The sequence below is a fragment of the Amycolatopsis kentuckyensis genome, assembly GCF_002155975.1.
GTDB lineage: Bacteria > Actinomycetota > Actinomycetes > Mycobacteriales > Pseudonocardiaceae > Amycolatopsis > Amycolatopsis kentuckyensis.
Map to the genome: position 1 here is coordinate 18,688 of NZ_MUMI01000119.1, position 11,926 is coordinate 30,613.

The 11,926-nt window shown below is 70.6% G+C and carries 8 protein-coding genes; 6 read left to right on the forward strand and 2 right to left on the reverse strand.

Annotated elements, in window-relative coordinates; all coding sequences use genetic code 11:
* Window position 1 precedes the first annotated feature (1 nt).
* Window positions 2-787: an SDR family oxidoreductase gene (locus tag CCN39_RS12850; protein WP_086841654.1), complete on the reverse strand. Its 786-nt coding sequence runs from the start codon at window positions 785-787 to the stop codon at window positions 2-4.
* A 302-nt stretch (window positions 788-1,089) separates the two neighbouring features.
* On the opposite strand from CCN39_RS12850, the gene gltB reads away from it, so the two are divergent.
* From gltB to CCN39_RS12875, 5 genes are all read left to right on the forward strand, one after another.
* Window positions 1,090-5,643: a glutamate synthase large subunit gene (gltB, locus tag CCN39_RS12855; RefSeq protein WP_086841656.1), complete on the forward strand. Its 4,554-nt coding sequence runs from the start codon at window positions 1,090-1,092 to the stop codon at window positions 5,641-5,643.
* A complete protein-coding gene (locus tag CCN39_RS12860; RefSeq protein ID WP_086841658.1) occupies window positions 5,636-7,144 on the forward strand; it encodes a glutamate synthase subunit beta in 1,509 nt (502 codons plus the stop codon). Before gltB ends, CCN39_RS12860 begins: the two co-directional genes overlap by 8 nt.
* Window positions 7,145-7,304: 160 nt before the next feature.
* Complete coding sequence (locus CCN39_RS12865) at window positions 7,305-8,192, forward strand: trypsin-like serine peptidase (protein ID WP_086841660.1); 888 nt, start codon at window positions 7,305-7,307, stop codon at window positions 8,190-8,192.
* Window positions 8,193-8,274: 82 nt separating this feature from the next.
* Window positions 8,275-9,669 carry an alpha/beta hydrolase gene (locus CCN39_RS12870; protein ID WP_086841661.1) on the forward strand — a complete coding sequence of 465 codons (1,395 nt, stop codon included), beginning with the start codon at window positions 8,275-8,277 and terminating at the stop codon, window positions 9,667-9,669.
* A gap of 41 nt (window positions 9,670-9,710) precedes the next feature.
* Window positions 9,711-10,022: a hypothetical protein gene (locus CCN39_RS12875; protein ID WP_143264026.1), complete on the forward strand. Its 312-nt coding sequence runs from the start codon at window positions 9,711-9,713 to the stop codon at window positions 10,020-10,022.
* Window positions 10,023-10,026: 4 nt separating this feature from the next.
* On the opposite strand, the gene CCN39_RS12880 is transcribed toward CCN39_RS12875, so the two are convergent.
* A complete protein-coding gene (locus CCN39_RS12880) occupies window positions 10,027-10,623 on the reverse strand; it encodes a phosphatase PAP2 family protein (RefSeq protein WP_086841665.1) in 597 nt (198 codons plus the stop codon).
* Between the two features lie 24 nt (window positions 10,624-10,647).
* On the opposite strand from CCN39_RS12880, the gene CCN39_RS12885 reads away from it, so the two are divergent.
* Window positions 10,648-11,926: class II 3-deoxy-7-phosphoheptulonate synthase (locus CCN39_RS12885; RefSeq protein WP_167455058.1), on the forward strand; the 1,279-nt coding region annotated here is incomplete at its 3' end.

Genomic DNA, 11,926 nt, shown 5'->3' on the forward strand with positions numbered 1-11,926 from the left:
GTTAGAGGTCGGGCAGCCCCAGCTCGAGGTTCGGCGCCTGCAACCCGCCGTCGACCTCGAGGATCTTGCCCGTGACGTACCCGCCGGCCCGGGAGGCCAGGAACACCACCGTCGCCGCGATGTCCTCCGGCTCGCCGATCCTGTGCAGCGGCGTCGCCGACTCCATCTTCGACTTCAGCTCCGGGTTGCCCACCACGATCTCCAGCGCCGACGTCGCCACCGAGCCCACCGAGATCGCGTTCACCCGCACCTTCGGCGCCAGGTCCGCCGCCGCCAGGCGCGTGTAATGGGCCAACGCCGCCTTCGCCGTTCCGTACGCCGCGAAGCCGCGGCCTGACACCCGGCCCATCACCGACGAGATGTTGACGACCGAGCCGCCCGTCTTCACCAGCGAAGGTGCCGCCGCGACGGTCAACGCGTGGGCCGTCGCCACGTTGAAGCGGAACGCTTCCTCCATGAAGTCCACCGTCGACTCCAGCAACGGGCGCGGGTACGTGCCGCCCACGTTGTTGACCACCAGGTCGAGCCGCCCGAACTCCGACACGGCCGTCTCGGCCAGTGCCGCGGCGGCTTCCGGCGAGGCGAGGTCCACCGGCACCGGAACGGCGCGCCGCCCGACCGCCGAAACCTGGGCGGCGATCTCCTTGAGCTGGGCCTCGGTGCGGGACGCGATCACCACGTCGGCGCCCGCTTCGGCGAGGGCCACCGCGGTGGCGGCGCCGATTCCGCGCCCTGCTCCGGTGACCACCGCCACCTGGTCGGTGAGCTTGAACCGATCGAGGATCATGCGGCGAAATGTAACACGTTCTAGTGACCGGGGACACACTGCGCCGATCACGTCACGTTGGTCTTGACCGGAGTTTCCGAGCCGTATACTTAGCCGAACGAACTACCGGGAACCCATCAGGAACTATGTCGTTCCGCGCAGCCAGATCGTTACCGTCCGACGTCGCTCGAGGCGCTCTGGAGTGCTGCTGCGGTGTTTCCCAGGTGTTAAAGTCGCGCTAACGAAGCGGGCCATCGTCGTCCCGTGCGCTCCCCGGCCGGTAGCCCGGCCCCGCACGACAAGACGACGAAGGAGGTCCCTTCATGATCTTCTCCGCCATTCCCGGCAAGCAGGGTCTCTACGATCCGGAGACCGAACAGGACTCCTGTGGTGTGGCCATGGTGGCCGACATCCGCGGGCGCCGCTCCCACGGCATCGTCACCGACGGCCTGGCCGCGCTGACCAACCTCGACCACCGCGGCGCCGCGGGCGCCGAGCCCACCAGCGGCGACGGCGCCGGCATCCTGCTGCAGCTGCCCGACGCGCTGCTGCGCGCCGAGGCCGGCTTCGCGCTGCCCGCGCCCGACGAACACGGCCACCACACCTACGCCGCCGGCATCGCGTTCCTGCCTCAAGACGCCGAACAGCGCCGCAAGGCCGTCGAGCTGGCCGAACGCATCGCCGTCGAAGAAGGACTGGAGGTCCTCGGCTGGCGCGTGGTCCCCGTCGACGCCGATCGCGCCGACATCGGCCCGACCGCCCGTTCGGTGATGCCGCACTTCGCCATGCTGTTCGTCACCGGCGACGGAAAATCCGGCCTCGAGCTGGACAGGCTCGCCTTCTGCCTGCGCAAGCGCGTCGAAAACGAGAGCGCGAACGCCGGCTGCGGCACGTACTTCCCGTCCCTGTCCTCGCGGACGATCGTCTACAAGGGCATGGTGACGCCGGAGCAGCTGCCCGCGTTCTTCGGCGACCTCCGCGACGAACGCCTGGAAAGCGCCATCGCGCTGGTGCACTCCCGCTTCTCCACCAACACCTTCCCGTCGTGGCCGCTGGCCCACCCGTTCCGGTTCGTCGCCCACAACGGGGAAATCAACACCATCCGCGGCAACCGCAACCGCATGCGGGCCCGCGAGGCGCTGCTCGAATCCGACGTCATCACCGGCGACCTGAGCAGGCTCTTCCCGATCTGCTCGCCGGACGCCTCGGACTCGGCGTCCTTCGACGAGGTGCTCGAGCTGCTGCACCTGGGCGGCCGGTCGCTGCCGCACGCGGTGCTGATGATGATCCCGGAGGCGTGGGAGAACCACGCCACCATGAAGCCCGAGCGGCGCGCTTTCTACCAGTTCCACGCGAGCCTCATGGAGCCGTGGGACGGCCCGGCCTGCGTCACCTTCACCGACGGCAGCCTGGTCGGCGCGGTCCTGGACCGCAACGGCCTGCGTCCCGCCCGCTGGTGGCGCACGGCCGACGACCGCGTGGTCCTGGCCAGCGAGGCGGGCGTCCTGGACGTCGCCCCGAAGGACGTCGTCGCCAAGGGCCGGCTCAAGCCCGGCAAGATGTTCCTGGTCGACACCGAGGCCGGCCGGATCGTGGACGACGAAGAGGTCAAGTCCGCGCTGGCCGCCGAGCTGCCCTACGACTCGTGGCTGCACGCGGGCCTGCTCAAGATCGCCGAGCTGCCCGACCGCGACCACGTCGTGCAGAGCCACGACTCCGTGCTGCGCCGCCAGCTTTCCTTCGGCTACACCGAAGAAGAGCTCAAGATCCTGCTCGCGCCGATGGCCGAAAAGGGCGCCGAGCCGATCGGCTCGATGGGCACCGACACCCCGCCCGCCGTGCTGTCGAAGCGATCTCGCCTGCTCTACGACTACTTCAAGCAGAACTTCGCCCAGGTGACCAACCCGCCGCTGGACGCGATCCGCGAGGAGCTCGTCACCTGCATGGCGCGGATCATGGGCCCGGAGCGCAACCTCCTAGCCCCGGGCCCGGCGTCCTGTCGCCACCTGAAGCTGCCGTACCCGGTCATCGACAACGACGAGCTCGCCAAGCTCATCCACATCAACGACGACGGCGACCTCCCCGGCTTCGCCTGCAGCGTCCTTTCCGGACTGTACGAAGTGGACGGCGGCGCGGAAGCGCTCGCGGGCGCGATCGAGCGCGTCCGGCGGGAAGCCTCCGAGGCGATCGCGGCCGGCGCGCGCACGCTCGTGCTGTCCGATCGCGACTCCGACCACCGGATGGCGCCGATCCCGTCGCTGCTGCTCGTGTCGGCGGTGCACCACCACCTGGTCCGCACCAAGGAACGCCTGCGCGTCGCGCTGGTGGTCGAATCCGGGGACGCGCGCGAGGTGCACCACATCGCGCTGCTGCTCGGCTACGGCGCCGCCGCGGTCAACCCGTACCTGGCCTTCGAGACCATCGAAGACATGATCGGCCAGGGCGCGGTCACCGGCATCGAGCCGGCCAAGGCGGTCCGCAACTACGTGTACGCCCTGGTCAAGGGCGTCCTGAAGATCATGTCCAAGATGGGCATCTCCACGGTCGGCGCGTACACCGCCGCCCAGGTCTTCGAATCCCTCGGCCTGAGCCAGGACCTGCTCGACGAGTACTTCACCGGGACGTCGTCGAAGCTCGGCGGCGTCGGCCTGGAGGTGCTCGCCGAAGAGGTCGCGACGCGCCACCGCCGCGCGTACCCGGAGAACCCGACCGACCGCGTCCACCGTGGACTCGACACCGGCGGCGAGTACGCCTACCGCCGCGAGGGCGAGCTGCACCTGTTCACGCCGGAGACGGTGTTCCTGCTGCAGCACGCGTCCAAGACCGGCCGCGACGAGGTCTACCGGAAGTACACCGAAGAGGTGCACCGCCTCTACCGCGAGGGCGGCACGCTGCGCGGGCTGTTCAAGTTCAAGGACGGCGTCCGCGAGCCGGTGCCGCTGGACGAGGTCGAGCCCGCCGAAGCGATCTTCAAGCGCTTCAACACCGGCGCGATGTCCTACGGCTCGATCTCGGCCGAGGCGCACGAAACGCTGGCCATCGCGATGAACCGCATCGGCGGCCGCTCCAACACCGGCGAAGGCGGCGAGGACCCCGAGCGGCTCTACGACCCCGAGCGCCGCAGCGCGATCAAGCAGGTCGCTTCGGGCCGCTTCGGCGTCACGAGCGAGTACCTGGTCAACGCCGACGACATCCAGATCAAGATGGCGCAGGGCGCGAAGCCCGGCGAGGGCGGCCAGCTGCCGCCGAACAAGGTGTACCCGTGGATCGCGCGGACCCGGCACTCGACGCCGGGCGTCGGCCTCATTTCGCCGCCGCCGCACCACGACATCTACTCCATCGAGGACCTGGCCCAGCTGATCCACGACCTCAAGAACGCCAACGAGCACGCCCGCATCCACGTGAAGCTGGTGTCCTCGCTCGGCGTCGGCACGGTCGCGGCCGGCGTGTCCAAGGCGCACGCCGACGTCGTGCTCATCTCCGGCCACGACGGCGGCACCGGCGCGTCCCCGATGAACTCGCTCAAGCACGCGGGCACGCCGTGGGAGATCGGCCTGGCCGAGACCCAGCAGACGCTGCTGCTCAACGGCCTGCGTGACCGGATCACCGTGCAGGTGGACGGCGCCATGAAGACCGGGCGCGACGTCGTCATCGCGGCGCTGCTCGGCGCCGAGGAGTACGGCTTCGCGACGGCCCCCCTCGTCGTCGCGGGCTGCATCATGATGCGCGTCTGCCACCTCGACACCTGCCCGGTCGGCGTCGCCACGCAGAGCCCCGAGCTGCGCAAGCGCTACACCGGCCAGGTCGAGCACGTGGTCAACTTCTTCAAGTTCGTCGCCGAAGAAGTCCGGGAAACCCTGGCCGCGCTGGGCTTCCGCACGCTCGACGAGGCCATCGGCCACGCCGAGCTGCTGAACACCGACGAGGCCGTCGACCACTGGAAGGCGTCCGGGCTCGACCTGAAGCCGATCTTCGAGATGCCTTCGGAGACGCCGTACGGCGGCGCCAAGCGGCGCACCCGCGGGCAGGACCACGGCCTCGAGCACGCGCTGGACCGCACGCTCATCCAGCTCGCCGAGGCGGCCCTGGAAGACGCGCACCACGTGAACATCGAGCTGCCGGTGCGCAACGTCAACCGGACGGTCGGCACGCTGCTGGGCTCGGAGATCACCCGCCGCTACGGCGGCGACGGCCTGCCCGAGGGCACGATCCACGTCACGCTCACCGGGTCGGCGGGCCAGTCGCTCGGCGCGTTCCTGCCGCGCGGCATCACCCTCGACATGGTCGGCGACGCGAACGACTACGTCGGCAAGGGCCTCTCCGGCGGCCGGATCGTGGTCCGCCCCGACCCGGAGGCGTCCTTCGCCGCCGAGGCGCAGACGATCGCGGGCAACACGATCGCCTACGGCGCCACCGGGGGCGAGATCTTCCTGCGCGGCCAGGTCGGCGAACGCTTCTGCGTCCGCAACTCCGGCGCCACGGTCGTCGCCGAGGGTGTCGGCGACCACGCCTTCGAGTACATGACCGGCGGCCGCGCGGTGGTGCTCGGCCCGACCGGGCGGAACCTGGCGGCCGGCATGTCGGGCGGCATCGCCTTCGTCCTCGACGTCGACGCGAAGAAGGTCAACCAGGACATGGTGGACCTGCTCCGGCCGACCGCCGACGACCTGGCGTGGCTCAAGAAAACCGTGCAACAGCACTACGATCTCACCCGCTCCGCGGTGGCGGCCTCGCTGCTCGGCGACTGGCCGCGCCGGTCCGTGGCGTTCACGAAGGTGATGCCGCGCGACTACCAGCGGGTCCTGGACGCGGCGAAGGCGGCACGTGCCGCCGGCCGCGACGTCGACGAGGCGATCATGGAGGCCGCTCGTGGCTGACCCGACCGGTTTCCTGAAGTACGACCGCGAAGAACCGAAGAAGAAGTCCTACGAGGAACGGCTTTCCTCGTGGGGCGAGGTCTACGCGGACGTCCCCCCGGCCGAGCGCAACGAAAGCGTGCGCAAGCAGGCGTCGCGGTGCATGGACTGCGGCATCCCGTTCTGCCACTCCGGTGGTTCCGGCTGCCCGCTGGGCAACCTGATCCCGGAGTGGAACGACCTGGTCCGCCGCGGCGACTGGGCCGCGGCGAGCGACCGGCTGCACGCCACCAACAACTTCCCCGAGTTCACCGGGAAGCTGTGCCCGGCGCCGTGCGAGGCCGGCTGCGTGCTGTCCATTTCGCCGCTGTCCGGCGGGCCGGTGTCGATCAAGCGCGTCGAGCAGACGATCGCCGACCAGTCCTGGGAAGCGGGCTACGTCCAGCCGCAGGTGTCCGAAGTGTCCAGTGGCCGCCGGGTGGCGATCGTCGGCTCCGGGCCGGCCGGCCTCGCCGCCGCCCAGCAGCTGACCCGCGCCGGCCACGAGGTCACCGTCTTCGAGCGCGACGACCGGCTCGGCGGGCTGCTGCGCTACGGCATCCCCGAGTTCAAGATGGAGAAGAAGGTCCTCGACCGGCGCCTGGCGCAGCTGCGCAAGGAAGGCACCCGGTTCGTGACGGGCTGCGAGGTCGGCGTCGACCTGTCGGTGGACGACCTGCGCGCGCAGTACGACGCCGTCGTGCTCGCGGTGGGCGCGCTGCGCGGCCGCGACGACACCACGACGCCGGGCCGCGACCTCAAGGGCATCCACTTGGCGATGGAGCACCTGGTCCCGGCCAACAAGTACGTCGAAGGCGACGGCCCCCCGTCGATCGACGCCCGCGGCAAGCACGTGGTGATCATCGGCGGCGGCGACACCGGCGCGGACTCCTACGGCACGGCCACCCGCCAGGGCGCGCTGTCGGTGACGCAGCTCGACCAGTACCCGACGCCGCCGTCGGTCCGGGACGACGAGCGGTCGCCGTGGCCGACCTGGCCGTACATCCTGCGCACCTACGCGGCGCACGAGGAGGCGGGCGAGCGCAAGTTCGCGGTGGCGGTGAAGCGCTTCGTCGGCAACGACGAGGGCCGCGTGACGGCAGTGGAGCTGCAGCAGGTCCGCGTCCAGAAGGACCCGGCCACCGGCCGCCGCGAGGTCATCCCGATCAACGACGAGGTCGAGACGCTCCCGGCGGACCTGGTCCTGCTGGCGATCGGCTTCGAAGGCGTCGAGGAGATGCCCCTGCTGGGCGGCCTGGGTCTCTCGCTGACCCGCCGCGGAACCCTGTCGTGCGGCGCGGACTGGCAGACGGAGTCGCCGGGCGTGTTCGTCTGCGGCGACGCCCACCGCGGCGCGTCCCTGGTGGTCTGGGCGATCGCGGAGGGCCGCTCGGTGGCCAACGCGGTGGACACGTACCTGACCGGCGCGTCCGACCTCCCGGCCCCGGTCCACCCGACGGCGCTGCCGCTCGCGGTCGTCTGATCCGTTCGTCTCGGAGGCCCCCTCACCGCTGGTGAGGGGGCCTCGGCGCGTTCTGAAAGCGTTACGCCAAACGGCGGCTGTGCACTGTGTACACAGCCAACTACTTTCGAGTAGCTGTGTCGCCTTTGCGACGATTCACTTCTGCGGAAGGTGGGGCGTCTTGAAGCACACGAAACTCCGGGCCGCGGTGGTCACCGCCGTCCTCTCCCTCGCGTTCGCCCTGGTCGGGGCCCCCGCCCAGGCCGCACCGAAACCCTTCTGGACGCCCGATGCGATGCGGGCGGCCGTTCCGATGGACTCGCTCGTCAAAGCCCCGGCCTTCACGCCGAAAGACGTGGCGAAAGGGCAGAGCGCGATCATCCAGAGCATCCCGAACGGCGGGGGGCCCTGGACCGGCGGCGGCAAGGTCACGCAAACCGCCGGGCGCGTGTTCTTCCTGTTCAACGGCCAGAAAGCGTCGTGCTCCGGGGACGCCGTCACCAGCACCAACGGCAGTGTCGTCGTCACCGCCGGGCACTGCGTGAAGTACCAGGGCACCTGGCACACCCAGTGGGTCTTCGTGCCCGGCTACAACAACGGCAACGCCCCGTACGGCCAGTGGGCGGCGAAGACCACCCTCACCACGCCGCAGTGGGAAGCCAGCGAGGACATCAACTACGACGTCGGCATGGCCGTCGTGAACCCGCTCAACTCCCAGCGGCTCACCGACGTCGTCGGCGCGCAGGGCATCGCCTTCAACCAGCCGAAGAACCAGAGCATGTACACCTTCGGCTACCCGGCCGCGGCGCCCTACGACGGCACGAAGCTGATCTACTGCAGCGGCAGCACCTTCACCGACTTCCTGCTGACCAAGGACCACGGCATGAACTGCAACATGACCGGTGGCTCCAGCGGCGGTCCGTGGTTCCTGTCGTTCAACGAGGGCACCGGCACCGGCGTGCAGGCCTCGGTGAACAGCTTCGGCTACAACTTCCTGCCCGGCTACATGTTCGGGCCGTACTTCGGCGCCGACGCGCAGAACCTGTACAACCGCGCGCAAGCCGCGTGACCGCCCGTCAGCCCAGGGGCGGAGCGAGAGTTCCGGTCCCTGGGCTGACGTCCGCGCGCTCCGGGCGGGCCAGGCTCGGAGCATGCGGAAAATCCTGATCGCCCTGGCTTTCCTGCCCCTGCTCGCCGCGCCGCCGGCGGAGGCGGCACCACGACTCCAGTGGACGACCCCCTGCCCGGACTACGGCATGACGCCGTCCCCGACGGCCGGGCTCGAATGCGCCACCCTGCGCGTGCCGCTCGACTACGCGCACCCGGACCGCACCATCGACCTGACGCTGTCCCGTCACGCCGGCACCCCGGGCAAGCGCCGCGGCGTGCTGCTGATGAACCCCGGCGGGCCGGGCAGTCCCGGCCTCGCCATGCCCGCGCAGCTGCTGCAGCGCATGGGCGGCTCGGGCCTGCCGGACGCCTACGACGTCATCGGGTTCGACCCCCGCGGCACCGCCTACAGCACGCCGGTGACCTGCGGCATGACGACTTCGGAAGAGCGCGGCGCGGTCCTCGGCTCGTACGCGAACGGGCCTGCCGACGTCGCCGCCACCGCCGTGAAGGCGCGTGCCGTGGCGGAGAAGTGCGGTAGTGCGTCCACAAAGGACATGCTGCCGCACATGACGACCGCGAACACCGCCCGTGACCTCGACCGGATCCGGGAAGCGCTGGGGGAGCAGAAGATCTCCTATTACGGCGTCTCCTACGGCAGCTACCTCGGCGCCGCTTACGCGTCGATGTTCCCGGGCCGCACCGACCGGATCGTGCTCGACAGCGTCCTCGGCCCGCGCGGCCTCGACGTCCGCGCCAACCAGCGCTTCGCCGAGGGCTTCGAAGACCGCTTCCCGGACTTCGCCGCGTGGGCGGCCCAGCGCGACGACGTCTACCACCTGGGGCGGACCCCGGCGGCAGTGACGGCGAAGTTCTTCGAGCTCGCCGCCGTCCGCGGGCCCGAATTCCGGTCGAACACGTGGGCCGGGCTCTACGACGACGCCTCCTTTCCCGCGGTGGCCCGGGAATGGGCAGGCACCGCCCGCACGGCGGCCGGTCCGCTCGACGGCGACAACCACGCCGCGCTCCAGCTCCAGGTGATCTGCAACGACTCCGACTGGCCCGAGCAGGTCGGCTACTACCAGCACGCGGTCGAACGCGAACGGGCGCGGCACCCGATGTTCGGCCCGGCCGCGGCGAACGTGAACCCGTGCGCGTTCTGGCCCGTCGAGCGCGCTGAGCCGCCGGTGCGCGTCGGCGGCCTCGGCCCGGCGAACGTCCTGCTGGTGCAGAACCTGCGCGACCCGGCGACCCCGCTGTCGGGCGCGCGGGAGACGCGGGCGGCGTTCGGGGCCCGCGCGCGGCTGGTGACCGTCGACGCCGGCGGGCACGGCGTCTTCACCCGGGAAAACGTTTGCGGCAACGCAGCGGTACTGGGCTATTTGCGTGACGGGGTCTTCCCGGCGGCGGACGGTTCCTGCCAATCTGGCCGGTGAGGGGGGGTCGTTTCCCCCTCTGGGGAAATGAGGGGAAAATCATGAAAAGAATGATGTTCTTCGTCGTGTCCGTGCTGGCCGCGGCCCTGCTGGCCGCCCCCGCGGCGTCGGCCCGGACCACGTTCTGCATTCCGGAAAGCCTCCGGCTGCTCGGCACGGACGGCAATGACCTCTGTCTCGGGGTGCCGACACCGTCGATCACGCCGCCGTTCACCGCGTTCGCCGAACAAAACGGCAGTCAGGACAACTGGTGCCTGTTCACCGGCCCGAAATACAGTGGATTGATGCTGCGGGTTCCGGCGTTCTCGAGCGCCAACGTGTTCGCGACGTTCGCCTCGGGACGGCCCTGCTGAGGGGTCAGCGCAAGGCGGTGAGCAGCACCCAGTAGCCGCCCCCGCCGACGACGACCCCCATGAGCAGGCCGGCCAGCACCTCCGGGGTGGTGTGGTCGCGCAGCGCGACGCGTGACCACGCCACCCAGGCGGCGGGCAGGGCGAGCAGCAGCGTCCATGGGCCGTACGTCAGGGCCAGCACCACGACGGCGGCCGAGGCGACCGCGGCGTGCAGGGAGATCTTGAACTTCGCGCCGAACGTGATCGCCACCGCGACCAGCAGGCTCGCCAGCATCGACGCCGCCAAGGCGATCAGCTGCGCGGGCGCGCCCCCGGCCAGCAGCACGACGAAGCCCAGGCCGAGCGACACCCCGGCGACCAGCAGCGGGACCCGGCGCCCGGCCCGGTTCGTCACGTGGTGGCCGTCCCACCTGCCGCGTTTCGCCCCGCGGACGATCACCGCCATCGGGATCAGCGAGCCGGTGACGGAGATCAGCAGTCCCCAGCTCAGCGCCGGGAGCGGCCGGTGCCCGGTGGCGTCCCAGGCGACGGCGAGGGGCAGCGTGAGGACCCACACCCAGGGGGCCAGGACCTCGGTGGCCAACCGGGCGAAGCGGAGCACGGCGCAAACCTTATCCTGGTCAGCGTGAACTGGACTGTGGACGTCCCCGTCGACACACTGCCCGAGCTGCCGCCGCTGCCGCCCGAACTGCGCCAGCGGCTCGACAAGGCACTGGCGCTCCCGGCCGCCCAGCAGCCGGAGTGGCCCGACCCCGAGGCGACCCGCCGGGTCCGCGGCGTGCTGGAGAGCGTGCCGCCGATCACCGTCCCGGCCGAGATCGACCGGCTCAAGGGCCGGCTGGCCATGGTCGCCCGCGGCGAGGCGTTCCTCCTGCAGGGCGGCGACTGCGCGGAGACGTTCGAGTCCAACACCGAGCCGCACATCCGGGCCAACCTGCGCACGCTGCTGCAGATGGCGGTCGTGCTCACCTACGGCGCGAGCCTGCCGGTGGTCAAGGTCGGCCGCATCGCCGGCCAGTACGCGAAGCCGCGCTCGGCCTCGACGGACGCGCTGGGCCTGCCGGTGTACCGCGGCGACATCATCAACTCCCTGGTCGCCAAGCCCGAGCTGCGCGTGCCGGACCCGGGCCGGATGATCCGCGCCTACGCGAACGCGGGCGCCGCGATGAACCTGGTCCGCGCACTCACCGCCGCCGGCATGGCCGACCTGCACCAGGTGCACGACTGGAACAAGGACTTCGTGTCGGCTTCGCCGGCGGCGCAGCGCTTCGAGTCGCTGGCCAACGAGATCGACCGCGGCCTGCGGTTCATGTCGGCGTGCGGCGTCACCGACACGTCGCTGCAGTCGACCGAGATCTTCGCCAGCCACGAGGCGCTGCTGCTCGACTACGAGCGGTCGATGCTGCGCCTGGACAACGCCGACGCGGCGAACCCGAAGCTGTACAACCTGTCGTCGCACTTCCTCTGGGTCGGCGAGCGGACCCGTCAGCTGGACGGCGCGCACATCGCGTTCGCCGAGCTGCTGGCCAACCCGATCGGGTTGAAGATCGGCCCGACGACCACGCCCGACATGGCCGTGGAGTACGTCGAGCGGCTCGACCCGCGCTTCGAGCCGGGCCGGCTGACGCTGATCGCGCGGATGGGCAACGGCAAGGTCCGCGAGGTGCTGCCGGCGATCATCGAGAAGGTCGAGGCGTCCGGCCACAAGGTCATCTGGCAGTGCGACCCGATGCACGGCAACACCCACGAGTCGTCGACCGGCTACAAGACCCGCCACTTCGACCGCATCGTGGACGAGGTCCAGGGCTTCTTCGAGGTGCACAACAAGCTGGGCACCTACCCGGGCGGCATCCACGTGGAGCTGACCGGCGAAGACGTCACCGAGTGCCTGGGCGGCGCCCAGG

Coding starts and splice junctions, on each gene's coding strand:
- CCN39_RS12850 (WP_086841654.1), bottom strand. CDS start 787: ATGATCCTCGATCGGTTCAAGCTCACCGACCAGGTGGCGGTGGTCACC.
- gltB (WP_086841656.1), top strand. CDS start 1,090: ATGATCTTCTCCGCCATTCCCGGCAAGCAGGGTCTCTACGATCCGGAG.
- CCN39_RS12870 (WP_086841661.1), top strand. CDS start 8,275: ATGCGGAAAATCCTGATCGCCCTGGCTTTCCTGCCCCTGCTCGCCGCG.
- CCN39_RS12875 (WP_143264026.1), top strand. CDS start 9,711: ATGAAAAGAATGATGTTCTTCGTCGTGTCCGTGCTGGCCGCGGCCCTG.